This window comes from Planococcus sp. SSTMD024, from assembly GCF_041320495.1.
GTDB lineage: Bacteria > Bacillota > Bacilli > Bacillales_A > Planococcaceae > Planococcus.
In genome coordinates, this window is sequence record NZ_JBGGNS010000012.1 from 39,080 (window position 1) to 63,988 (window position 24,909).

General features: G+C 50.0%; 23 protein-coding genes. 15 read left to right on the top strand and 8 right to left on the bottom strand.

Translation table 11 applies throughout. The annotated features are described in order from the left end of the window. The first annotated feature begins 102 nt into the window (after positions 1-102). Both nfsA and AB9R92_RS02690 read left to right on the top strand, forming a co-directional pair. Positions 103-834 carry an oxygen-insensitive NADPH nitroreductase gene (gene nfsA / locus AB9R92_RS02685; RefSeq protein WP_370667989.1) on the top strand — a complete coding sequence of 244 codons (732 nt, stop codon included), beginning with the start codon at positions 103-105 and terminating at the stop codon, positions 832-834. Positions 835-883: 49 nt separating this feature from the next. After that, positions 884-1,498, top strand: a complete 615-nt coding sequence (locus AB9R92_RS02690) for an NAD(P)-dependent oxidoreductase (RefSeq protein ID WP_370667990.1) — start codon at positions 884-886, stop codon at positions 1,496-1,498. A gap of 49 nt (positions 1,499-1,547) precedes the next feature. Here the strand turns inward: AB9R92_RS02690 and AB9R92_RS02695 are convergent, their stop codons facing one another. Both AB9R92_RS02695 and AB9R92_RS02700 read right to left on the bottom strand, forming a co-directional pair. Then, positions 1,548-2,489: an ABC transporter permease gene (locus AB9R92_RS02695; protein ID WP_370667991.1), complete on the bottom strand. Its 942-nt coding sequence runs from the start codon at positions 2,487-2,489 to the stop codon at positions 1,548-1,550. After that, complete coding sequence (locus AB9R92_RS02700; RefSeq protein ID WP_121300887.1) at positions 2,467-3,390, bottom strand: ABC transporter ATP-binding protein; 924 nt, start codon at positions 3,388-3,390, stop codon at positions 2,467-2,469. Before AB9R92_RS02700 ends, AB9R92_RS02695 begins: the two co-directional genes overlap by 23 nt. A 146-nt stretch (positions 3,391-3,536) precedes the next feature. Between AB9R92_RS02700 and AB9R92_RS02705 the strand changes: the two genes are divergently transcribed. After that, positions 3,537-3,956 (top strand): hypothetical protein, encoded by a 420-nt coding sequence (locus tag AB9R92_RS02705; RefSeq protein ID WP_370667992.1) that lies wholly within the window; start codon positions 3,537-3,539, stop codon positions 3,954-3,956. Between the two features lie 728 nt (positions 3,957-4,684). On the opposite strand, the gene AB9R92_RS02710 is transcribed toward AB9R92_RS02705, so the two are convergent. Together AB9R92_RS02710 and AB9R92_RS02715 are read right to left on the bottom strand one after the other, a co-directional pair. Then, positions 4,685-4,939 (bottom strand): hypothetical protein, encoded by a 255-nt coding sequence (locus AB9R92_RS02710; RefSeq protein WP_370667993.1) that lies wholly within the window; start codon positions 4,937-4,939, stop codon positions 4,685-4,687. Next, positions 4,936-6,093: a class I SAM-dependent methyltransferase gene (locus AB9R92_RS02715; protein WP_370667994.1), complete on the bottom strand. Its 1,158-nt coding sequence runs from the start codon at positions 6,091-6,093 to the stop codon at positions 4,936-4,938. The genes AB9R92_RS02710 and AB9R92_RS02715 overlap by 4 nt, the downstream gene beginning before the upstream one ends. A 149-nt stretch (positions 6,094-6,242) precedes the next feature. Between AB9R92_RS02715 and AB9R92_RS02720 the strand changes: the two genes are divergently transcribed. The 5 genes from AB9R92_RS02720 (at position 6,243) to cydC (ending at position 13,384) form a co-directional block, all read left to right on the top strand. After that, positions 6,243-7,883, top strand: a complete 1,641-nt coding sequence (locus tag AB9R92_RS02720; RefSeq protein ID WP_370667995.1) for an AMP-binding protein — start codon at positions 6,243-6,245, stop codon at positions 7,881-7,883. Between the two features lie 206 nt (positions 7,884-8,089). Beyond that, positions 8,090-8,704: an NAD(P)H:quinone oxidoreductase gene (gene wrbA, locus AB9R92_RS02725; RefSeq protein WP_370667996.1), complete on the top strand. Its 615-nt coding sequence runs from the start codon at positions 8,090-8,092 to the stop codon at positions 8,702-8,704. An 81-nt stretch (positions 8,705-8,785) separates the two neighbouring features. Then, a complete protein-coding gene (locus tag AB9R92_RS02730; RefSeq protein WP_370667997.1) occupies positions 8,786-9,508 on the top strand; it encodes a ZIP family transporter in 723 nt (240 codons plus the stop codon). A 454-nt stretch (positions 9,509-9,962) separates the two neighbouring features. Beyond that, entirely contained in the window at positions 9,963-11,693 is a 1,731-nt protein-coding gene (gene cydD / locus AB9R92_RS02735) for a thiol reductant ABC exporter subunit CydD (protein WP_370667998.1), read from the top strand. Next, positions 11,681-13,384 (top strand): thiol reductant ABC exporter subunit CydC, encoded by a 1,704-nt coding sequence (gene cydC, locus AB9R92_RS02740; protein WP_370667999.1) that lies wholly within the window; start codon positions 11,681-11,683, stop codon positions 13,382-13,384. The genes cydD and cydC overlap by 13 nt, the downstream gene beginning before the upstream one ends. Before the next feature lie 31 nt (positions 13,385-13,415). On the opposite strand, the gene AB9R92_RS02745 is transcribed toward cydC, so the two are convergent. Then, a complete protein-coding gene (locus AB9R92_RS02745; RefSeq protein ID WP_370668000.1) occupies positions 13,416-13,667 on the bottom strand; it encodes a hypothetical protein in 252 nt (83 codons plus the stop codon). Positions 13,668-13,874: 207 nt separating this feature from the next. On the opposite strand from AB9R92_RS02745, the gene desA reads away from it, so the two are divergent. The 3 genes from desA (at position 13,875) to AB9R92_RS02760 (ending at position 16,749) form a co-directional block, all read left to right on the top strand. Then, complete coding sequence (gene desA / locus AB9R92_RS02750; RefSeq protein ID WP_370668001.1) at positions 13,875-14,894, top strand: Delta(5) desaturase DesA; 1,020 nt, start codon at positions 13,875-13,877, stop codon at positions 14,892-14,894. 128 nt (positions 14,895-15,022) lie between these two features. Further along, positions 15,023-16,162, top strand: a complete 1,140-nt coding sequence (locus AB9R92_RS02755) for a sensor histidine kinase (RefSeq protein WP_370668002.1) — start codon at positions 15,023-15,025, stop codon at positions 16,160-16,162. After that, positions 16,159-16,749: a response regulator gene (locus tag AB9R92_RS02760; protein WP_370668003.1), complete on the top strand. Its 591-nt coding sequence runs from the start codon at positions 16,159-16,161 to the stop codon at positions 16,747-16,749. The genes AB9R92_RS02755 and AB9R92_RS02760 overlap by 4 nt, the downstream gene beginning before the upstream one ends. Positions 16,750-16,806: 57 nt before the next feature. Here AB9R92_RS02760 and AB9R92_RS02765 read toward each other — a convergent pair whose 3' ends face one another. After that, positions 16,807-17,169, bottom strand: a complete 363-nt coding sequence (locus AB9R92_RS02765; RefSeq protein WP_370668004.1) for a DUF2188 domain-containing protein — start codon at positions 17,167-17,169, stop codon at positions 16,807-16,809. Between the two features lie 110 nt (positions 17,170-17,279). Between AB9R92_RS02765 and putP the strand changes: the two genes are divergently transcribed. Continuing rightward, positions 17,280-18,803, top strand: a complete 1,524-nt coding sequence (gene putP, locus AB9R92_RS02770) for a sodium/proline symporter PutP (protein WP_370668005.1) — start codon at positions 17,280-17,282, stop codon at positions 18,801-18,803. A gap of 94 nt (positions 18,804-18,897) precedes the next feature. Here putP and AB9R92_RS02775 read toward each other — a convergent pair whose 3' ends face one another. Together AB9R92_RS02775 and AB9R92_RS02780 are read right to left on the bottom strand one after the other, a co-directional pair. Beyond that, positions 18,898-19,320 (bottom strand): VOC family protein, encoded by a 423-nt coding sequence (locus AB9R92_RS02775; RefSeq protein WP_370668006.1) that lies wholly within the window; start codon positions 19,318-19,320, stop codon positions 18,898-18,900. A gap of 214 nt (positions 19,321-19,534) precedes the next feature. Next, a complete protein-coding gene (locus tag AB9R92_RS02780; RefSeq protein WP_370668007.1) occupies positions 19,535-21,085 on the bottom strand; it encodes a BCCT family transporter in 1,551 nt (516 codons plus the stop codon). 203 nt (positions 21,086-21,288) lie between these two features. Between AB9R92_RS02780 and AB9R92_RS02785 the strand changes: the two genes are divergently transcribed. The 3 genes from AB9R92_RS02785 (at position 21,289) to AB9R92_RS02795 (ending at position 24,699) form a co-directional block, all read left to right on the top strand. After that, positions 21,289-22,002, top strand: coding sequence for a VOC family protein (locus AB9R92_RS02785; RefSeq protein WP_370668008.1), 714 nt, complete (start codon positions 21,289-21,291; stop codon positions 22,000-22,002). 102 nt (positions 22,003-22,104) lie between these two features. Continuing rightward, positions 22,105-23,376, top strand: a complete 1,272-nt coding sequence (hflX, locus tag AB9R92_RS02790; protein WP_370668009.1) for a GTPase HflX — start codon at positions 22,105-22,107, stop codon at positions 23,374-23,376. Between the two features lie 447 nt (positions 23,377-23,823). Next, positions 23,824-24,699 carry a DUF6612 family protein gene (locus AB9R92_RS02795; RefSeq protein WP_370668010.1) on the top strand — a complete coding sequence of 292 codons (876 nt, stop codon included), beginning with the start codon at positions 23,824-23,826 and terminating at the stop codon, positions 24,697-24,699. Positions 24,700-24,909 lie beyond the last annotated feature (210 nt).

Here is a 24,909-nt window from a genome sequence, read left to right on the forward strand (position 1 = left end):
TAGTTTCACCTCATAACTTGATTGTAGCAAAAATCCTTAAGCAAGTATCCGGCAGGAGTTTTTGGTACGATAGGGGAAACAGATTTTTTGGAGGGATACATAATGGTCATCGAATTAATGAAATCACACGCATCGGTCCGCGATTACAAAGACCAGCCATTGACGCGTACGCAAGTCCATGAATTGGTCGAAGCGGCACAACACGCAGCGACGTCCCATTTCGTGCAAGCGTATTCAATCGTTTGGGTGACGGATGAAGATAAGCGCAAACGCCTCGGGGAACTGTCCAAAAACCCGAAACAGATGGAAGGGGCAGGAGCCGTTTTCTTAATGTGCGCCGACTATAACCGGTTGAGCCACGCAGCAAAATTGCAAGGAGAAGACATTGTCTTCAATCAGGCCGAGAACTTGCTGGTGGCGGTTACGGATGTCGGATTGCTCGCACAGAACTTGGCGCTTGCCGCTGAATCCAAAGGCTATGGCATCTGCTATATCGGCGGCGTGCGCAATAACATGGAGGAGATCAGTAAACTTGCCGGTTTGCCAGAAGGCGTTTTTCCGGTCTACGGCTTGACTGTCGGCGTGCCGAACGAAGCCAATGAAGTGAAACCGCGCCTTCCTGTAGAAGCCGTGCTTCATGAAAATGAATACGACGAAGCGAAATACACAGAAATTTTGCCGGCGTACGATGAGACGATCATGGCTTATTATGCCGCACGCTCGAACAACCAAAAAACCGCTAAATGGAGCGAACAGATGGCAGCGTTTTTGAACAAGCCGCATCGCCCTGATTTGAAAGATGTATTGGCTAAACGCGGATACCTATTCAAATAAAAAAAGTGCATCCATAAATAACCGGAATGATCGAGGAGGCTGAAAAACAATGAAAATCGCTTTATTTGGAGCAACGGGAAGAGTTGGGAGATACATCCTGAAAATGGCGCTTCGTGATGGGCACGAAGTGAAAGCGCTGGTTCGGAGAGCGGATCTTGAACACCATGCGAATCTGGATATGATAATCGGCAATGTCCGCAATGAAGAGGACATCCGCCAGACGTTGCATGGGGCGGATGCCGTAATTAGCGCAATCGGCACCGACCGCACGACCACCTTATCGGATGCGACACCGCTGATCGTAAAAGCGATGGAAGCAGAAGGCATACGGCGCATCATCACGATCGGGACCGCCGGTATTTTGAACAGCCGTTTGAGCCCGGGGCTGCTCCGCTATCAGGGCGGTGATTCAAAGCGCCAATTGACCTTTGCGGCGGAAGAACATGAAAAAGCCTTCAAATCATTGGAACAAAGCGACCTGGACTGGACAATCGTGTGCCCGACGTATTTGCCGGACGGTGAACCGAAAGGCTATTTCCGCTTTGAAGAAAATTACTTGCCGGAAGACGGCAAAGAAATCACGGCTGGCGATACGGCATTATTTGCTTACGAGCAATTGGATTCGGATGACTTCCTGAAAAGCCGCGTCGGCATTGCCTATTGAATGACAAAAACCCCCTTGAACTGTTTACAGTTCAAGGGGGTTTTGTTTATCAGGCAGTAACGTCACGTTTTGAGAAGGTCCAGTAGCTGATCACCATAAAGACCAGGAAATAGACAGTCAAAACGATGAGCGACATGGCCATCGTGATGTCCGGAATTGGCATGAAGCCCGTATAGAATTGAGTCAAATCGGTATGCGTGAATAAATAATATTTGACGATTTCAAAGCGCTGCAGCAAGAAGACGAGTTGCACGCCGACAAACATCAGGAAAATCGACACGCCGATCGCAAGTGAACTCGAGCGGAAAACCGTCCCGAGCATGAATGCGAACGTCCCGATCATCCATGTGCTCGCCAAGCTGAGCGCGGACAGTTTCAATGCTTCAGCCCAGTAAGAGCCTTCGACGACTTCCGATCCGTTCCACACCAGGAATGCGCCGTCTCCAACTCCGAAGAAAATCCAGCTGAATAACGCGATCGATATGAAAGTAAGAATGGCAAATAACAAAGCGAATAACATCGTTGTGATGTATTTAGATGTAAGTATTTTCCATCTTTTAACCGGACGGGTCAGCAACATCTTAATCGTTCCTTGTGAAAACTCAGAAGCCACGATTCCTGCGCCGACGATGACCGTGAAAAGCGTCACGAGCGACAGCATCATATGGCCATCGAGCATTTGCTGCTGCAAGCTTTCGACTTTGAACGGTTCGGCGTCATTGGCCAATCGGTATTCGGCAATGGCGGCCTGGCCTTCATAATAGTCTTGCTGGGCAGAGCCAATGTCCGGATTTTGCAATTGATCCTGGGCTGACATTAAGTTCATTTCTTCCATCTCCTGCCACGCCATCTCGGGTGCAGGGGAAGTGGATTCGATCCATTTGGTGATGCCGGCATTGGCCAATAAGATGATGATCAGTAGGCTTGCCATAATCCATGTCGCTTTTTTACTCCATAATTTCATCCATTCATTTTGTATGAGCTTGAGCAATTTCGCCGCCTCCAGTCATTTCAAGGAATTGATCTTCTAAAGTCGTGCGATGCGGCTGGACAGCGTACAAATCGACGCCTGCAGCTGTGAGCAGCTTGATGGCGCCCGGGATGTGCTCCGGTTCTGTATCGATTAAATAGCCGTTTTCGTGCGGATGTACGGTAAAGCCGATCTCTTCGAGCACTTGTTTCGCCTGCTCAGCTGGCTTGGCTTCTATGTAATAGCGGGATTGCTGGTGTTCGTTGACATTTTTGATGTCGATCAATTCACCGTTCTGAATAATGGCGATGCGGTCGCACAATAATTCGATCTCCGATAATAGATGGCTGGAGACGAAAATGGCGACATCGTTCTCGCGTGCCACTTTGCGCAAATACATGCGGAACTCGCGGATGCCTGCAGGATCCAGGCCGTTTGTCGGCTCATCCAGAATCAAGAACTCCGGATTGTTGAGTAGTGCTTGTGCAAGGCCAAGGCGCTGGCGCATGCCGAGTGAATACGAGCCGACTTTTTCCTTGATGCGGTTTTGCATCCCGACTTGCTGAATCACTTCATCGATGCGGGCTTTTGTCACGCCTTTGTGCATGCGCGCGAAATGCACCAGGTTTTTATAGCCGGACATAAATTTGTACATTTCCGGGTTTTCGACAATGACGCCGACTTTTTCGATGCTTCCCTCGAAATCGGTGCGGATCGATTTGCCTCCGATCAGGATATCGCCTTGCGTCGGCTTCATCAACCCGACCATCATCCGGATTGTCGTCGTTTTGCCCGCCCCGTTCGGCCCGAGAAACCCGGTGATTTCCCCTTTATGGAGATCCAAGTTCAAGTTTTTGATGATCTGCTTTTTGCCGATCGTCTTTGAGAGCTTGCGAATCTCGACAATTTTCTCATTGCTCATATGAGCCACCTCTTTCCGTTTTGCTTCCTTCAGTACTAACGATTCATTTCCCAGAAAGTTTCAGTTTTCTGGAAATCCGGCAGGCTTAACTATCGCCTCAGCGGGAATAACCCAATTAACAACGAATATATGGAGGGTTTGGCCTTATGAATGAATTGCAGGAAAAAGAACAAGTGCTCATGGCGTATTATGCCCAGTATTACAAAGGCGCGTCTTTGGAAGAAATCCAGGAGCTCGACCGCCGCTTGTCAGAAGGCATCGGGGAAGGGCGGTACAAAGAAGTGATGGGCGAACTGAAAGAGCAAGGCTTGGTCCATGGCTTGGAGACGGTCAAGGAAAGAAACCAAGACGGCGTCGATTCCCCGATGGCGACAAATGAAGGCATGCTTTATATCAATGATGTGCTCAATCTCCAGTCGGATGCAGTAGAAGACCACCAGCTCGATTATTTGGCGAAGCATCTGGAGACCAGCCACCTGGAACTGACGCTGGAGCCGGTAAAGGCTTATATTGAGTCGGTCGTCAAAGAACAGGCGGATGAAAATCCGAACGACAATACGCCTTGAATAAGAGAAAGCCGCTTCTTGAAAAAGAAGCGGCTTTCTTGTGTGAAAAATAGTTGGCAATAATAACTGCGCGATGGAACAAGATTCTGGTCAACTGATTGATGTAGAAAGAATGAAGTACAAAGAGGGGAGCGGAAAAGCTTCCGTTTTTCGACTGTGTTGCAGGGGGCTGCTTGCCGTGGGGCGGGTGTTGAGCCAACGTGCCAAAAAGCGCGGCACGTTGGTCTCGCCAGCCCGCGCGGTCCCACAGGCGTCAGCCCCCTTCCACTTCGTCTCCAGTTTTAAAGCGGAAGGAAATTTCTTCTGTCCACTCGATAGAAAATGTGGAAATGCTTCATGTTTTGCAGTTTAAATCATCTTTGATGCAGAGAGTCTGATTATTTCTGTTCCATTGCTGCATCCCAGGAAGCGATTTCCCCACTAGCCGGCAACTCCATACAGAAGCAGATCTACTTAAACAGTCAGCTTGCAATGAAATCTCTCAGCTGCCGGCGTCAAGGGTGAGCCGACGCAGTAAGACAGGTGCTCTTCCTGGCTTATTGCAAGAGGCCAACCCAAAGCAGCGCAGCGACTACCAAGGTGAAGCCCGAATCGAATGCAGAAACACTTCGACACGCAAACCCTCGCTATCTTCATGTATGTAATCGAGCAGGGAAGCAATTTACTCACTATCAAAACAAAAAAAGAAACCAATGCCGAGCATTGATTCCTTCCACACATATCTGAAGTTAAAGCCCGAGCACGAAGAATGCCAGGAAGATGGTGACGATGACCAAAGTGTTCGTGATCAGCGAGGTTCGTTTACTGACGGGTTCATCAAGTGCCGGGAAGCGTTCGACGAGGCGGATGCCCCCGTAAATCAGCACCATCAACAATGCCAAAGTCAAAATGAGCGGCATATCGTATACGCGGACGTCGATAAAACGGATAAGGATGACTGAAAAAGCAAGAATCATGCCGTTGACTAAATTTTTTCGTTTCATAGGAGCTCCTTTAATTCGTTTTCAAGAAACGGTTTGGCGTTTAACAGTTTGGTGAATTCCCGGTAGCGTTCCAATTGCCCCGATGCCGGTTTTTTATTCGTGCGGTAGGCACGGATCAGAATGTTTTTCGGCGTATGCTCCATGTCGATGAACTCCATCAATTGGGTTTCATAGCCGACCAGAGACAAAAGTTCTGCGCGAATCGAATCGGTCGCGAGTGCGCTGAAGCGTTCTTTGATCAAACCGTGCTGCAGCATGATATCGAGCGGCGACGATTGAATTTGGCTATTGAGCTCGTGTTGGCAGCACGGCACACTCAAGATGACGCCGGCGTTCCATTTAACAGCACGGGAAAGCGCCATATCGGTCGCCACGTCGCATGCGTGAAGCGTGACGACCATATCGACGGCGGTGTCTTGGTCGTAATCGTTGATGTCGCCGACGAGGAATTCCAGCTGCTGATAGTCGAGGTCGCGGGCGATGTTTTGGCATTCCTCGATGACGCTTTTTTTCAAATCCAGGCCGGTGACGCGCAAGTCGAGTCCTTTTTCGACGCGCAAATAATGATACAGCGCGAAGGTTAGGTAAGACTTGCCGGAACCGAAATCGAGTATGCGGATCGGTCGGTCTTTTGGCAAATGCTCGAGTGCATCGTCGATGAATTCGATGAAGCGGTTGATCTGGCGGAATTTATCGTATTTCTGTTTTTTGACTTTGCCATCCGGCGATTGGACGCCGAGGCGCACAAGAAACGGATACGGGGTGCCGTCCTGGAGCAAATAGTCTTTCTTTCGGTTGTGCGACAAATCGGCGGCAGCGCGTGCGTCGGCTTCGGATTTATAGCTGACTTTGAATTTCTTGCTCAATTGGACCTGGACTTTTTCGTCGGTGAACTGGAACAAGCCTTGGCGGAATTCGGTGAATAATTGTTCGAGCTCAGCGGCTGCCTGTCCAATCGATAGGTTTTGGTGTTTCAAAATTTGTTCATATTGATATTCGAACTGGATGCAGTAGCCTTCTTTCAGTTCGACCGGTTTTAGTTTGATGCGTTTCAAGTCATTCGATTTCTGGCGCGGCTGGCTGATGGTGGCAGTGACGAGTGCTTGGCTTTGCAGTTTTTCGGCAAGTTGGGCGTGCATAGTTTGGAGTTCCATGGAAAATCCCTTCTGTCTTTATGATAGCCTCATTTTAGCACGGCTGAGACACTGGGGCGACTTCATGGGCTGGAAAAGGCGCTTTCCTTTTATTTGGAATTTTGCGATAATACTGAAGTGAAAACGTTTTCAACAAGGAGGATAAGGAAATGGCAATTCTCGATCAAACAGTAGGGGAAATCGTACGGGAGCAGGCAAAACAGTTTCCGGAAACAGAAGCGTATGTTTATCCGGAAAGGGGTATCCGCAAAACCTATGCCGAATTCGACCGGGAGACCGATGCACTGGCGAAAGCGTTCATGGGGCTGGGCATTGAAAAAGGGGAGCACATCGCGATCTGGTCAGACAATAAACGCGAGTGGCTGCTTAGCCAATACGCCACAGGCAAGATGGGCGGCGTACTGGTCACCGTCAATACAAGCTATCAGGCGAATGAGCTCGAGTACCTGTTGAAGCAATCGGATTCAACAACTTTGATTCTGGGGGAAGAATTCAAAGGCACGAATTATATCGAAGTATTGAATCAAGTGTGCCCGCAACTGGCCGAATCGGAAAAAGGGCAGCTCGATTCACCGAAGCTGCCCTATCTAAAGCGCGTCATCGTCATGAGCGAAAACAGCTATCCGGGCATCTATACATGGAGCGAGTTCGAAGCATTCGCGGAAAAGGCGACAGATGCGCAGCTCGAACAGCGCTTCCGATCGATGGAGCCGGATGAAGTCATCAACATCCAATACACGTCCGGGACAACCGGTTTCCCGAAAGGCGTCATGCTGACGCACCGCAACGTCGTCAATAACGGGCGCTTGGTCGGCGATATGATGAATCTGGATGAAACTGACCGCCTATGCATCCCGGTGCCGTTTTTCCATTGCTTCGGCTGTGTGCTCGGAACTTTGGCAGCAGTGACACATGCCACGACGATGGTCATTGCAGAGCAGTTCGAGCCGAAGCGCGTATTGCAGATGGTGCAAGATGAGAAATGCACGGCGCTTCACGGCGTACCGACGATGTTCATCGCTGAACTCAATCATCCCGAGTTCGATTCGTTCGATACGTCAACATTGCGCACCGGCATCATGGCGGGGTCGACATGTCCGATCGAAGTGATGAAGAAAGTCATCAGCGACATGGGAGCAAGTGAAATTACGATTGCATACGGGCAAACGGAGTCATCGCCGGTCATCACCCAAACCGGCAAAGACGACGCCATCGAAAAACGCGTGGCGACGGTCGGCAAGCCGCATGACGACGTGGAAGTGAAAATCATCGACCCGGCGACTGGCGAAGAAGTGGTAAAAGGCATGCCGGGCGAATTGTGCACGCGTGGGTATTTGATCATGAAAGGCTATTACAAAAATGAAGAAGCAACGAAAGAAGCGATCGATCCGGAAGGCTGGCTGCATACCGGCGATATTGCAGTGGAAGATGAAGATGGCTACATCTCCATCACGGGCCGCATCAAGGATATGGTCATCCGCGGAGGTGAAAACATCTACCCGCGTGAAATCGAGGAATTCCTGTATCAGCACCCATCTGTCCAAGATGTTCAAGTCGTCGGGGTGCCGGACCCGAAATACGGTGAGGAATTGATGGCCTGGGTCATTCTGAAAGGGGAAGAGACGATTAGTGCGGATGAACTGCGCACGTATTGCAAAGGGAAAATCGCCCATCATAAAATCCCGCGTTATATTGAATTCATTGAAGAATACCCGATGACCGCATCCGGGAAAATACAGAAATTCAAGCTGCGAGAGATGTCAGAGGAAATCGCGGAGAAAATCAACTGAAAAAATAGCGACCAGGTGAATAAATAGTTTCATCTGGTTTTCTATTGCATTGAGTTATCCAGATTGCCTTTTGTACCCAACTTAAAGTATTTGGAAAAGAAAGTTTATTTTTTGCCAGATTAGGGCAAACTAGTAAAGGAAGTTATCTTGAATATAGGATGTTTTACTGAAGTCACGGAACAGATGGACAGAGGAGAGGTTATGACATGGGCAACGTAAACTTAGCGATCATTTATTATAGCTCGACAGGAACCAATTATCAGATGGCGCAATGGGCAGAAGAGGCTGCAAAAGAAACAGGGGCACAAGTGAAAGTGGCAAAAGTGAAAGAGAACGCTTCAATGGAGGCGATTGAGTCGAATCCGGCCTGGAAAGAGCATTACGAAGCAACGCAGGGTGTACCGGAAGCCGACAATGACTTGCTCGAATGGGCGGACGCCATCATCTTCAGCGTGCCGACACGCTTCGGCCATGTATCTTCGCAAGTTCAGCAATTCTTTGATACGACAGGCGGTTTGTGGGCGCAAGGAAAGCTTGCGAACAAGGTCGTCAGTGCCATGTCTTCTGCAGAGAATCCACATGGCGGACAAGAAACTACAGTTCTCGCTATCTATACAACAATGCATCATTGGGGCGCAATCATCGCGGCTCCGGGTTATACGGACCAATCCTTATTTAAAGCAGGGGGCAACCCTTATGGCACGAGCGTCAGTGTCGACCAGGACGGCAATATGGTTGAAGATGTGAAAGATGCAGTGGCGCATCAAGCGAAACGCACCGTCCAAGTGGCCGGGTGGGTTAAAAACGGTTTGAACGGGTAACTAAAAACTACGCGCCAAACAGGCGAATGCTGGCAGATGGGCGAATGCGCCCGTCTGCTTTTTCAGTCGAGGAGGGGTAGTTTGGAATGGCTTAGCTTGCTGTTTGTAATGGGGTTTGTCGTCATCCACCTATTTTCAAAAAACATGAATTTCCTGAAAGCGGTGCCGCGCAGCCGCTTCTTATCGATTGCAGGCGGCATTTCTGTCGCCTATGTATTTTTGCACTTATTGCCTGAACTGGGTAAATTCCAGGAAGAAGTCCATGAAGAGTTCGGCGGCCCAGGGGAAGGTTTCCTGAGCAATCATATTTACTTAGTTGCGATGGCCGGGCTGGTCATTTTTTACGGCTTGGAGCAAATGGTGAAAAGTTCGAAGCGCCGGACAGCAGAAGGCAAGTCTTCTTCAGGTGTCTTTTGGGTCCACATCGGTTCCTTCGCCATGTACAATGGCGTCATTGGCTATTTGATGATGCGCGAGGAATATGAAGGCGTGGTCGGGATGGCCCTGTTTTTCATTGCGCTCGGCGTCCATTTCATCACCAATGACAAGGGCCTCCGGGAAGCGCATAAAGGCGAATACGACCGGTACGGCAGATGGCTTCTCGCTGCGGCAATCGTGGCCGGTTGGGGCATCGGCTGGATGACGGAAGTGCATGAATTGATCATTGCGTTTCTCATGGCCTTGATTGCGGGCGGCGTTATTTTAAACGTCCTAAAAGAAGAGTTGCCCGAAGAGCGGGAAAGCAGCTTAAGTGCTTTTGTAATAGGGCTTTCCGTGTATTCCGTTTTGTTATTGTTCATTTAAATAAAAAAATGATGCGATTTATAAAAAAGAGGAATAATCTTTGGGATATCGGGTAGAATATTAGGTAATGAATCACGTGCGCAATCCTCGCGTTAGTGTCGAAAGGTGATGTTTATGCCATGATCACGAAAGAGGAAGAGGCAGTCTTTGAATATGAACTTCAAAAATTGACTGCAGAGTGCCAGGAATGCCTGGATGCTTCTTTGAAGACAAAGATCCAAGATGATGCCTTGTGGTTACAGGCCATCGTTTTCCCAAGCTCCGGAAGAAAGCCGTGAAATGGGCGAATATCCGATATCCCAGCCGCGCAGCTTTGCTGCGTGGCTTTTTTTGTGTGAAATGTGAACCGTTTTGTAACAATTTCCCGGGAAATGGCTTTCGGTGTGGGCGTCCCCAAAGGAATCTCCCTGATGCTCCTTTATAATAAGGGTAAGTGAAAGAAAGGGCGATGGTAATGGGAAGTTTGAAGCAACTGGCCTACCGCCAGAACAATCGCATACGCTTATTGTGTCTAGCCTCGTTCGCAAAGGGGTTCGCGATGATCGGCCAGGCTTTGTTTTTTATCTGGGTGGCAGATGCGGTATTTTTGAAAGATGCTTCTTTTGAAGAAGTGCTGCCTGTACTGGGTGCGTTGCTGGCGGTCATTTTGATGCGGGCTGGTTCAAGTTATGCGATCGGCCGGCTCGGCGTTACGCTTTCTGTGGAAGCGAGACGCGGTTTGCGGCGGGAATTGATCTCTTCGTATCAGGAAAATCCGCTGCAAGGATCGATTGCGGGGCAGTCGGGCCGCAAAGTCGGCTTGTTGCTCGAAGCGGTTGATGATACCGACGGTTATTTCAGCAAATATATTCCGCAGATGATCCAAAGCTATACAATTCCGCTGATGCTGCTCGGGGTGATTTTTTACCTGAACTGGACAACAGGGCTTATCATCTTGATCACGGCGCCGTTCATCCCTTTGTTTATGGCGATTGTCGGCAAGAGGACGAAACAGAAAGCGGATGAAAAAGTCGAGCAATTGGCTGGTTTTTCAGGCGCTTTCCTCGATGTGCTGCAAGGCTTGACGACTTTGCGCTTATTCGGCCAAGCGAAGCGGCAGAGCGACACGATCCGCGACAATAGCTTGAAGTTTCGCGATTCGACGATGGATGTCTTGAAATCGGCGTTCTTGTCTTCGTTGACGCTTGAGTACATTTCCATGCTGAGCATCGGGATCGTCGCGCTCGAAATCGGTTTGCGCCTTGTTGTCTTCGACAGCATCACGTTTTTCCCGGCGTTTCTTGTCCTGCTTCTTGTCCCGGATTTCTTTAATCTGTTGAAAGAATTCGGCAGCGCTTTTCACACAGCGAGAGGGAGTGCGGCTTCTGCTGAGCTGTTGTCGGAAGAATTGGCGAAAAGCCATCAGCCTGTCGTATGGGGCGAATCCCCGGTCAATGCACCGATTGAGCTGGCATTGGAGCAAGTGAGCTTCCAGTACGGGGAAGGGTTTCACCTTGAACCGGCGAGTTTCGGGCTCGAAGCAGGAACTTCCACTGCGCTGGTCGGGGCGAGCGGCTCCGGAAAAAGCACCTTGATGAATGTCATGGCGGGCTTATTGCCGGCAGCGGGTGGGCATCTGTTGATCAACGGCATCCCGCAAGAACAAGTGAGCGAAGAGGCATGGTTTGGGAAATTGGCTTATATTACACAAGATCCGTATTTATTTGCAGGGACCGTCAAGGAAAATATCGAACTCGGGATGGGCCGTGGCGCGGGGCAACAGGAATTGGCCGTTGCGGCACAGAAAGCGGGCATCCTGGAATTGGTCGAATCGCTTCCTTTAGGATTCGACACGATGATCGGTGAAGCAGGGCGCGGGTTGTCCGGCGGGGAAAAGCAGCGGCTCGTGTTAGCGCGTGCATTTCTCAAAAAGCCATCGCTATTGTTTTTCGATGAGCCGACAGCAGGACTCGACCTTCACACAGAGCAAGTGCTGCAGCGGGCGATTGAAGAACTGTCGAAAGAAGCGACGGTCGTCACCATCGCACACCGTCTGCACACAATCCGCAATGCATCGCGCATTATCGTCTTGGACGCAGGAAGGGTGGAGGCTATCGGCACGCACGAAGAGCTGATGGACAGCTACAGCCCGTACCGCTCCATGATTGAAGCGCAGCAAGGAGGTAAACAGGCATGGGTGAATTAAAAACGGTTTTTTGGCTGACGCTGAAGGAAAAACGCGACGTCGCCCTTGCCGTGGTGTTCGGCTTTCTGGCGGGGCTTGCCGGCGTTGCGCTTCTTGGGGCAAGCGGCTATTTGATTTCCAAGGCGGCATTGACTGCCCAAATGACGACTTTGGTCGTAATGGCAGCATCGCTCAAATTATTCGGCTTCGCAGCAGCCATTACCCGCTACGCGGAACGGCTGTTTTCGCACCGGGCGACGTTTACGATGCTTGGCCATTTACGCGGCAGTTTTTTTGAACGGCTGGCACCGCTCGCGCCGGGAATTTTCCAGCGCCACCAGAGCGGCGATCTGCTGTCGCGCATCGTCGGCGACGTGGAAAGTTTGCAGAATTTCCTGCTGCGCGTGCTGTATCCGCCGATTGTCGTGGGCATGGTCTTGGTGGCCACGGTGTTCTTTACTTCGTTTTATTCGCTGCCCATGGCATTAGTCGTCTTGGCGGGCGCAATTTTTGTGGTCGTTATCCTGCCGGCGTTCTTTGCTCTACGGAGACGGAAGAAAACGCATGCGACCGGAGCAACCCGCGGAGCGTTTGCGGCGGCATCGGCGGAATTTCTTTACGGGTTCAAGGACTTGAAAATCCATTTGGCGCTCGACCGAAAAAGCGTGGAACTGCAGGAAACGGCACACCGTTATGAACAAGCCCAGAAAAACGAAGGGCTTGAGGAAAACCGTGTCCAGTCGGTGAATGCGCTAGTCGCTTTCCTGGCTTCATTTTTCGTGTTGGCGACCGGGGCGTATTTCGTGTCCACCGGGGAATTGTCCGGTTTGTATCTGGCGATGCTTGTCATGGTATCGCTTGGGGCGTTTGAAAATGTCGGACCGCTCGCTGCGCTTCCGGCGTATTATGAAGAAAGCCGGATTGCTGCGCGCAGGCTTGAAGAAGTGGTGGGCGAAGAACCGGATCACAATACAGGGGCAATGCCGATGGGACCGTTGGATGTTCGGGTCGACCGCCTGAGCTACCGCTATCCGAACGATCTTCGTTTATCGCTCGATGAAGTCAGCTTCCAGTTGCCGCAAGGATCCAAAACAGCGATTGTCGGCCCGAGCGGCTCGGGCAAGTCGACCTTATTGCAGCTATTGCTGAAAGTAGCGGAGCCTGAGGGCGGCGAAATCCGTTTCGGAAATGAAGCGCTTAGCGGCATGGATCCGGAAAACGTCTGGGAACGCATGAACATCGTGCTTCAGGAGAACCATTTCTTTTCGGGAACGATTGAAAGCAATTTGCGTATTGCGGATGAGCAGGCGGACGCAGAACGATTGCGTGAAGCACTCGAACTTGTACACTTGGGTCATATGGAGCTGACTGCACCGGTTTATGAAAAGGGCCGGAATTTATCAGGCGGCGAAAAGCAGCGCATCGCGATGGCCCGGGCGTTCTTGAAAGGGGAGCGGCTGTGGCTGCTGGACGAACCGTTTTCATCGGTAGACGGAATCACCGCCCGGTCCATCTACAGCGAACTGCTCACGCGCCATCCACAGGATACTTTTGTCATCATCAGCCATGACTTGACGGGGCTTGAAGGGATGGACCAAATCCTGGTGCTGGAAAACGGCCGCTTGATCGAACAAGGTGATTATCAGGAATTGATGGAACGCCGCGGTTATTTCTACGGCCTGAAGAAAATAGAAGAGCAAGTTTTCGTTTAAGTGTCTCGGAAGCTGCACAAAAAAGACGCGTCTATGCAGACGCGTCTTTTTGCCGGTCGGCTATGAGTGGCTGTTGCTTCAGGGCGTCGTCGAGCTTCATCTGTTCGAGTTCCAGCCGCAGTTTTTGCGTTTCGATGACGTAATTGTCATGCTTGAGCTTTTCAAGTTCCACTTCCGTTTCCAGCGCACGCTGGTGCATTTTCTTCTTTTTGGTCAAATAGTCCGTCCAGATAGCGACGAGGGGAATGGAAAAGATCATGATGACAGCTACTAGTCCTGTCATAAGTGTTCACCTCTATTCAGATTATTCTGCATATAGTTCAGTATACACGTTTTGCTTGATTTTAGAAAGTTATGGAAAAGAAGAATGCATGACAGGTGTCATGCATATAAACAGGCGTTTATGTCTTATGAACAATGGGCAAGCCGCGTAATATAACAGTTAACAAGTATACCGATGGGCATGCCCATTCTAGGAGGAAGACAATATATGAGTAAGGAAAAGACAGCACAATTACGTAAGTTTGTCGCCCCTTTCGAAAAAGCTGATGTTAAAGCAAGTGTTCAACAAATAATCAACACCATACCCCCATTTTTCATTCTTTGGTTCTTGGCTTATCTCGCTCTTGATGTTTCCATTTGGCTGACAGTGGGAATTTCCGTCATCGCGGCTGGGTTTGTCGTCCGCATGTTCATCATTTTCCATGACTGTACACACGGATCGTTCTTCAAAAACAAAAAAGCGAACGCGGTCGTCGGGACGATTACCGGCATCCTGACACTTTTCGCATATGAAAAATGGAAACGCGAGCATGCAATCCACCACGCATCGAGCGGCAACCTCGACAAACGGGGAGTCGGCGATATTTGGGTCATGACGATCGACGAATATGTAGAAGCTTCCAAATGGGAACGCTTCAAGTATCGTATGTACCGCAACCCTCTCGTAATGTTTGGGTTAGGGCCGTTATTCCTGGTCTTGATCTCCAGCCGTTTCAACCGTAAAGATGCCCGCAAGAAAGAACGCAACAATACGTACTTCATTAATGCTGCATTGGTCGTCCTTTATACGATCATGATTTTGGCAATCGGCTGGCAGGCATTCCTGCTGATCCAAGGCACGATCATGTTCACTGCTGGCGCACTTGGCATCTGGTTGTTCTACATTCAGCACACATTCGAAGATTCTTATTTTGAGGACGAGAGCGAATGGGATTACGTGAAAGCAGCGATCGAAGGCAGCTCGTACTACGAATTGCCGAAAGTGCTGCAATGGGTGACTGGCAACATCGGGTTCCACCACGTCCATCACTTGAGCCCGCGCGTTCCAAACTACAACTTGGAGAAAGCCCATGTTTCCACGCCGCCGCTTCAAAAAGCGACGACGGTCAATTTGAAGACAAGCTTTCAATCTTTGAAGTACAAAGTGTACGATGAAGAGAATAAGAGATTTGTGACTTTCGGTGCCATCAAACATTTGCTTGGCAATTCCGAAACTGCACAGCAATAAAACGGAACTGTTCTTGCCTAGACATGAGGCAAGAGCAGTTTTTTCATTGCAACGGATAAGCTGCGCAGGTTTTCTCTTTGTCTGTGAGCTTTGGTATGATGGGAGCAAAGAAACTTTAGGAGGCAGTTATGCAAAACTGGTATCAAATTTTCCCCCGCAACACATGGCTGAGCATTTATGCATGGACGATTTTTTGCATTTTGCCATTTTTCTTCATTTTCCGGTCGTCATCGCCGACAGAAATCGCAGCGGGCATCATTCTCCTGCTGGCTTTTTTCATCGCTTATCGATTGTCGTTCAGTTCGCATTCGTTTCTTGTTTATTTATGGGTAAGTGTCGAGCTGATCATCAATGTCGCGATGATTTTCTTGTTCGGCTATGTTTACCTGGCGATTTTTCTAGCGTTCTTTATAGGCAATATCCGCAGCAAGGTTGGCTTTTTCATCATCTATGGCTTGCACATCGGGACAACGCTCGCGGCGATTATCTATGGCTTGCTGATCGATTTCAACCTGTATATGACGCAATTGCCATTCATCATCCTGAGTGTGCTCGGGGTGGTCCTCCTGCCGTTCAATACGTATAACCGGCACAAACGCGAAAAGCTGGAAGGCGCGCTTGAAGATGCCAATAAGCGGATTTCGCAGCTGGTGCTGATCGAGGAACGTGAACGGATAGCTCGCGATCTCCACGATACACTCGGCCAGAAATTATCACTGATTGGCTTGAAAAGTGACTTGGCGGGGAAACTACTCAGTAAAGACCCGGAACGCGCCGCAGCTGAAATCCAGGACGTCCGCCAGACCGCACGCACCGCTTTGAAGGAAGTTCGGGAACTGGTGACGGATATGCGGGGGACGAAACTGGAAGATGAACTTTTGCGCATCCAGCAAATTTTACGGGTTGCAGATATCGACTTTGTCTTCTACGGAAGTGCCAAGCTTAACAATACGCCGCTGTTAATGGAGCATGTGCTCAGCATGTGCTTGAAGGAAGCGGTCACTAATGTTGTGAAACATAGTGCGGCTTCGCGTTGCACCGTATTGATCAAGCAGACGCCGAATGAAATTCTCGTGCAAGTGCAAGACGATGGCGTCGGCTTTCCAGAAGGCAATCCGCTTGTGCAAGGGAACGGGCTTGCCGGGATGCGTGAGCGCCTGGACTTTGTCAATGGGCAAGTTGATATTGCAGTAATGGACGGGACGACTTTGAATATCCGGGTACCGAATGTCATTCTTTATCAAGATATGGAGGCGAGAAATTCATGATTCGAATTGTACTGGCAGAAGACCAGCGCATGATGCTTGGTGCGCTTGGGTCGCTACTGGATCTGGAAGACGATTTGGAAGTGGTCGGCATGGCGTCGAATGGGGAAGAAGCAATTCGCTTGGTCGAGGAGCTCGACCCTGACGTTTGCATCATGGATATTGAAATGCCGGTCAAGAGCGGTTTGGACGCAGCGGAAGCCTTGAAAGACCATCCGTGCAAAACCATCATCTTGACGACATTTGCCCGCGCGGGTTATTTCGAACGGGCCAGAAAAGCAGGCGTTAGCGGCTATTTGTTGAAAGACAGCCCGAGCGAAGAACTGGGGACGTCGATTCGTACCATCATGGATGGCCGCCGGATTTATGCACCGGAACTTGTCGATCTTGCTTATGCAGGCAGCAATCCGTTGACCGAACGGGAGCGGCAAGTGATGGAATTGATCACTGAAGGCCGCAGCACAAAAGAAATCGCAAAAGAACTGTTCATTACGACAGGCACTGTGCGCAATTACATTTCCACGATTCTCGACAAACTCGAAGCGAGCAATAGAATCGAGGCCATTGCGCGGTACCGTGAAAAAAGCTGAACGAAAAACAGCAGGACAGGAAAGGCGTCGCTTTTCCTGTCCTGCTGTTTTTGTCATTCAATCGTAGAGTTTTTCCTGCAGCGAATCATCTTCCGAGTAAATATGGAGTTCTCCGTTATTGCGGTTGACGTAACGCTTCGCTTCGCCCATCAGGTCATCCTTCGTTTCTTCAATGAGGATGGCTTTTTTGCTGTCTTTCTTCTTCAGTTGCCAGCCTTCTGGATGCTTGCGGATTTCGTAAATCGGGCCTTCGCTGTCTCCTTTTACGGTGTCACGCGCCTGGTCCAAAGCAATCGGAATGGCGCGGCCTTCTTCGTAGCCATCCCGCAAAAGCGCATTGGCGATTTCAATCGCTTTATTGCGGACGTCTTCATCCAAATTTTTGAAGGAATCCGGGTAATCATTCTTACTCCACGGCATAATTATCGCCTCCTTGCCTTTCTATCCCCATTTAAATAGGAAATAAAACGCAAAGCCCCCTTTTCATATTAACTCATTATGTTAAAGTGTTTAATAAAGGAGGAGATGTCATGACAGATACAACTTATCAAATCATAGCCTTGCTTGTGTACCTTGCGGCTATGCTATTCATTGGCTGGTATGCGTATAAGAAGACAGCCGACTTATCCGATTACATGCTCGGGGGAAGGGGACTCGGCCCATCTGTAGCGGCTCTCAGCGCCGGCGCATCCGATATGTCCGGATGGCTATTGCTCGGACTGCCCGGAGCGATTTATGTCGGCGGCCTCGTGGAAGTCTGGATTGCCATCGGCTTAACGATCGGTGCATTCCTGAACTGGTTCTTTGTTGCGCCTCGTCTGCGGATCTACTCATTTGTCACCAGTGATTCCATCACCATTCCTAGCTTCTTAGAAAATCGATTGAAAGACCGTTCGCGTCTATTGCGGATCGTTGCTGGTATTATTATTTTGATTTTCTTCACATTCTACGTTTCATCCGGAATGGTAGCTTCTGGCTTATTCTTCCAGAGCTCATTCGGAATGGATTACCATCTGGGCCTCATAATCGGTTCGGTGGTAGTTGTCGCATATACTTTATTCGGCGGGTTCCTCGCCGTCAGCTATACGGACTTTGTGCAAGGGGTCATGATGTTCCTGTCGCTTATCGCGGTACCCGTGGTCGGGATTTTCTTTACCGGCGGATTCGGTGAAACGGCAGCGAGCATCCGTGAAGTCGACCCGAATATGCTCAGCCTGGTTTCAGGAGCTTCCACGATCGGCGTCATTTCTGCTGCCGCGTGGGGCCTTGGTTACTTTGGCCAGCCGCATATCATCGTCCGTTTTATGGCCATCAAAACTTTAGGAGAAGTTCGCACCGCCCGCCGCATCGGCATGGGCTGGATGATCCTGAGCCTCATCGGTGCCACTGGTACGGCGTTGGTCGGGATTGCGTATTTCCAGCAAAATCCGGAAGCGACCTTGGTTGACCCGGAAGCGGTATTCCTGGACATGAGCCAAGTATTGTTCCACCCGCTAGTTGCAGGTTTCGTATTGGCGGCAGTCCTGGCAGCAATCATGAGTACGATTTCTTCTCAATTGCTCGTCAGCTCGTCGGCATTGATCGAAGACTTGTATAAAATCGCCTTCAAGAAAGAATCGAGCGATAAAGGCTATGTAACGCTTGGTCGTATCGCCGTAGCAGCCATCGCCGTCATCGCGGCAGCACTCGCATGGGAGCAGAACAATACCATCCTTGGACTGGTCGCTTATGCATGGGCAGGTTTCGGTGCCGCTTTCGGCCCGATCATCTTGCTTTCGCTCTTCTGGCGCAAGCTCACTGCTAAGGGCGCGCTCGCCGGGATGATTGTCGGTGCCATCACTGTTATCATTTGGGACTTGGTAGGTACCGCTCCTGATGAAGCAGGGGCTACGGATCTGACGAACTTCGTCGGCAGTGTCTATGAAATCATTCCTGGCTTTATTCTCAGCTGGTTGGCAACTTGGGCTGTCAGCTTGATAACTTACAAGCCAAATGCTGAAATCGACGCAGAATTCGATGAAACAGTTCGCTTGATTGAAGAAGACAAGAAATAATTCATGGAAATAGGCTATCCTCAATCAGAGGATAGCCTATTTTTATTGTTTTATTGCATAGCAGGAACGCCGTGTTTAAAATCAACCTGCCCGTTCACTGCCGGCCGTCGTCATGGCTGAACATCCAAGCCACCCCGTATTTATCTTCCACTATGCCGTACCCGAGGCTCCAGAAGGTTTCCTGCAGTTCCATTTGAATTTTCCCGTCTTGGCCGAGCCGTTCGAACTCCTGTGTCATTTTCGCCAAATCGTCCGATATGACGGCCACGTGGATGTTTTGGCCAATCGAAATGGGGGCGCTTGACATGGCATCCGAGAACATGACCGGGCTTCCATGGATGTCCAGGCTCGCATGCATGATCCGGTTTTTCATTTCTTCCGGCATTTCCTGTCCCGGTTCGGATGGCATGTCTCCGAAACGGGAAAATTCGCTAGGCTCTGTATCGAATACTTTTCCATAATAAGCCACTGCTTCTTCGCAATTTCCGTTGAAAATCATGTAAACGTTGACAGTCATGGGAATCGCTCCTTTTTTAGAATATGTAAAACACGAACAAACATTCCTTTTTGATTTTATTATAACTGCTTGTGCCGGAAAGTAAAGTATTGTTGTTTCAATTTTCAAATTATTATAAACGCAGGAAAGCCAAATCTTTATTCAGCTCGCCCAATAGAAAAACTGCCTTAAAAGCTTTCAATCTTAAGCTTTTAAGGCAGTGTGTCAGGCTCTCTTACTTATTCTGTTGTTTTCTTGCTTCACGTTCCAAGCGTCTGAAGCGGCGCAATTCGGATTTGCGGATCGGCGGCGACTCGCCGCGGATGATTTTGGTGAATGACCAAAGCATCAGCAACAAGAGCGCCGTAAACGGCAAGGCCGAGGTGAGCGAGGCGGTCTGCAAGGCGCTAAGCCCGCCGGCATAAAGAAGAACGGCTGCGATAGCTGACATCAGGACGCCCCAAATGACTTTGAATAAAGTCGGCGGGTTCAAGCTGCCGAAACTCGTCATTGTTGCCAGGATGTATGTGGCGGAGTCAGCTGATGTCACAAGGAATGTGAAGATCAGCAAAATCGCCAATACAGACATGATGGTCGACAGCGGAAGAACGTCAAAGGTTTGGAACAAGGCAGAAGTCAAATCGACATTGACCGCTTCCGCGATGCCCGTTTGCTCGTTCAAGTCATACCACAGGGCCGTACCGCCGAAGACAGCGATCCATACACAAGCGATGGCTGGCGGAATGACCAAAACGCCGAAGACGAATTCACGGATGGTGCGCCCGCGCGAAACCCGTGCAACGAACGCGCCGACAAATGGCGACCAGGCAGTTGCCCAAGCCCAGTAGAAGATGGTCCATCCAAGCACCCATTCTCCTCCGGTGTAAGGTTCCATGCGCAGGCTGTACTGGACAAAATTAGTGATATAATCGCCGATTGCGAGCGTAAATGTATCCATGATAAAGACTGTCGGGCCTGCAAAGAAGACGAACACCATCAGTACGAGTGCCAAGCCTAAGTTCAAATTACTCAAGTAGGCAATTCCTTTATGAAGACCTGTAGAAGAAGAAAGGGTGTAGGCGGCGAACATGACGCCGATAATCGCCAATTGGATCGGGAAGGCGTTGTCGATGCCGAATACGGCGTTCAAGCCCCCGTTCATTTGCAGCACCCCAAGGCCAAGTGAAGTCGCGATACCCATAACAGTCGCGATGACCGCGAGTGAATCGATTGTATGCTTGACCACCGGCTTCGAACCTAAGACCGGTTCAAGTGCGGTCGAGACCAGGCCGGGCTTTTTACGCCGGAACTGCAAGAAGCCGATGACCAAGCCGACGATAGCAAAGACGGACCATTGGCTGACGCCCCAGTGGAAGAATGAATAGCCCATCGCGATGCGCGCGGCTTCTTCGGTCTGTCCTTCTGCGCCGAAAGGCGTTGTAAAGAAATGGCTCATCGGTTCTGCTACGCCCCAGAAAACGAGCCCTGCACCGAAACCGGCAGAGAACAGCATGCCGATCCAAGTGAAGAACGGGAATTCCGGGCGGTCGGAGTCGGCTCCGAGCCGGATGCTGCCATATTTGGAAATGGCGATGATGATCAGGAAAAGGGTGATGATGAAGACAGCGAGTAAGTAGAACCAACCGAAGTTAATGGTGGTGAAGTTAAATAAAGTGCCGGCAACTTCGCCGAAACGAATCGGCATAAATGCCCCGGCAAGGACCAACAGCAGGATCACGGCTGTCGATATGATAAACACGGGGTTTTTCAATAATTTCTTATCCATGATGACCTCCTTTGAAATATGGTGATTATCTTTTCCTATACCCTAGCCTATCGAAAATGATACCTAAAAACCACCCATTTTCCGGAAAAATCAGAATAGACAGGGGAAAAGTGACCATATTCACAGTAAATCAACGGAGCAAAAGGGTATTATATTCATATAGCAGAACGCAATCAATAGATTAGGAGAGGGAGTGTATGTAAATGAAGTTGGATCATATCGTCCATTTCACCCACACCAGCCCGGAAGCCAGCAGCGCCTTTTGGAACGATGCTGGGTTTCACGCTGTTGTTGGAGGCAGCCATAAAGACTGGGGAACGCAAAATGCCCTTATGTACGGGCTGGATTATTACATTGAATGGCTGACGGTTGAAGACGAAAGCGTTGCTGAACACTCCACACATCCGCTTGTCGAGCTTTTGCGCTATGATCAGCGAGGCTTTGGCACAGTTTGCCTGCGTTCTGATAACCTGGACCGATTGGCGAAACAAATCGAAGGGCGGGGTTTCGGGACTATCGGGCCGATGGATGCCCAACGGCTGACGGATACGGGCGAGACCATCCGCTGGCGATTGCTTTTTCTCGACCAGCCGATCTCTTCGGGGTTGCCGTTGCCGTTCTTTATTGAGTGGGAAGTGCCGGATGAGGAGCGGTTTGCTGGCTTGAAGCAAAAAGGTGCCATCACCGACCTCAATGAAGGCCTGCGCTTGGATGCACTTGTTTTCTCAGTGGAAGATCCAGCGCAAAAGGAAGCGGAATGGAAAAGTTTATTGGGGGGATCGATTGGCCTGGAAAATTGCCGTCTTGTGTTTGAGCAAGGTACAGGAAAGGAACGGCTGCGTGAAGTGCGCTTTGAATCGGCTGGGCAGGAAATCATTTTTGAACAAGGAAGCTATCAGGTGCCGCGTTTCGGATAGGGACAGGCGTGGTACTGTAGTAGGATAGAAGGAAACTGCGAATTGATGGAATCATAAGGTACCGGGCGGAATTGAGATTCTGCCATTAGGAGGCAACAAGAAATGGAACAATTCATTGAAAAAGCGATTATCGTGGGCGTCCAACTGCAAAAAGATACCCATTTTGAATACAGCATGGAAGAGTTGCGGAATTTGGCAGAAGCGCTGGGCGTCGAAGTGGTGGGTGAACTGCACCAGAACTTGGACCGCGTGAATCCTGCGCATTATATCGGTGCGGGAAAAGTAGATGAAGCGAAAGTATTGTACGAGGAAGCGGATGCCAACTTGATCATCTTCAATGATGAACTGTCGCCATCCCAGATCCGCAACCTTGAGGAAGACTTGGAATGCAAAGTGATCGACCGGACGATGCTCATCTTGGATATCTTCTCGAGGCGAGCCCGCACGCGCGAAGCGCAAGTGCAAGTGGAGTTGGCGCAGTTGCAATATATGCTGCCGCGCCTTGTCGGCTTGCGCGCCTCGCTTGGACGCCAAGGCGGTGCCAGCAGCGGGGGGCTCGCCAACCGTGGTGCCGGTGAGACGAAACTGGAACTGGATCGCCGGAAAATCGAAGACCAGATCACCAAGCTCAGACGGGAACTCGACCAAGTGAAAGAGCAGCGTGTGACACAACGCAAGCAGCGCCTGAAAAAGGGCATGCCGGTCGTATCGCTCGTCGGGTATACCAATGCGGGCAAGTCGACGATCATGAACAGCTTGCTTTCGAAAACGGGGCAGGACATCGACAAGCAGGTGTTCGAGAAAGATATGCTGTTCGCGACTTTGGATACGTCCATCCGACAAATCCGGTTGGAAGACAATAAGACCTTTTTGTTGTCCGATACCGTCGGGTTCGTCAGCCGCTTGCCGCATCATCTAGTCAAAGCATTTCGCTCGACACTGGAAGAAGCGCGCAATGCGGATTTATTGCTTCATGTTGTCGACGTCTCGAACGATGAACACGATTACATGATGGAAGTGACTGACGCGACGTTGCAGGATGTGGGCGTCGAAAATGTCCCGACTTTATATGTCTATAATAAATCAGACCTCGCCGGCGTTGTCTATCCACGAAAAAGCGCGGACGCTGTTTGGATATCGGCAAAAGAAGGCAAGGGGCTTGATGAGCTGATCGAAAGCATCCGGGACCGGTTGTTTGCGAACCACGTCATGTGCCGGATGGAAATCCCGTTCGGGCGCGGGGACGTCGTCGCGTACTTGAACGACCATGCGAGCATCAAAGAAACCGAATATGGCGAAGCAGGCACATTGATCACTGTGGAACTAAGCCGTGCCGATTATGACCGCTACGAACAATTCGTCGTCGGCAAATGATCAGCTTGTGCACCAATAGACACATTCACAAAAAGCCGGAGAGTTTCTCCGGCTTTTTCCAGAGTGTTGAAGAAGTCTAAAATCTACTAAACTTTAAAAAAGTGACTGCGTTTTGACAGTTAAAAATCAAAAATCTAGCTTAGTATTTGGAGAAGCGTTTGCTCGACTCCTGTGGGACTAGCGGGTTTGAGAGACCCCGCAGGTCGCGATAGCGGCTGAGGAGGCTCGATTCCCGCCCCACGGAAAGCGAGCGATAAGCTTCGGAAAATACGACTTCTTACCTTTATCAACAGCCTGAAAAAAGCCGGAGAGTTTCTCCGGCTTTTTCTTGCGGAAAATCCACATTCTAAGAGAACGGCAATTAACCGGCTATAAATTGGGTAAACTGTGAGTGAAGGCAGAATGCTGTATAATGGACGACAAGTCTTGATAAGGAGAGTGAACGCCATGAGGAAATGGGTGGCAGTCATAGGAACGGGCGCCGCTGTCGTTGGCCTTGGTGCATGCAGCAATGCCGAGGCACCGACAACTGAAGAAGAAAGCGAGAACCCTGCACAAGAAGCTCCGGAAGAAACGCAGAGTGCATCGGAAGTTTATGCAGAAGCGGTGAAGGCTTCGCAGCAAGTGGAAAGCTTGCGCGCGCAGTCGAACACCGAACAACAGATGAAAATGCAGCCGGATGGCATGGAAATCGACATGACGGTGGATTCTGAAATGGAAATGACCTATGAGCCCCTGGCATTTCACCAAACAGGCGAGACCAGCATTGTATCGGAAGACATCGACAACGCCAATCCGATGCTGACAGAAATGTATATGACGGAAGAGGGCTTATATATGCATGAGACGTCCGTCGATATGTGGCTGAAGATGCCGGAAGAAATGCACGAAAACATGAAGTCGATTGCCGGACAGCAATCGGCTGACCCAGCGCGCCAATTGGACGAACTCGGGGATTTCGAAGAGGACTTCGTGCTGGAGGAAACGGATGAAGCCTATATCCTGACGCTCGATGCCTCGGGAGAAGAGTTCCAGGAACTGACGGATGAGCAATTGGAGAAAACGCTGGGCCAGATGGAAATCGAAGCCCCGCTCTCCCCGGAAGACCTGGAAGTGCACGCTGTGAATTACGTCATCACGCTGGATAAGGAAACCTATTTAGCGGATCGCATGGAAGTCGATATGGAACTTGATGTGGACGTACGTGGTGAAATGATGGCGATCGAATCGCAGATGCAAGTGGATTATAGCGATTACAATGCCATCGAGCCGATTGAAATTCCGCCGGAAGTACTGGAACAAGCACAGGAAATCGAATTTTAATAACGAGAACAGCAAGCAGAGGGGAAGGGCCCTCTGCTTTTTTTGTATTGAAACGATGCCAAGCAGATGGCAGTGGAACCCATAAGCGACGCCAAATCCCTGGCCACATCCTGATTCCAACCCAGGAAGCGATTCCCCCACTAGCCGGGAATCCATAAAGAAGCAGATCCGGTGTACAAGCTCCAATCCATGAAATCTCCCAGCCGCCCA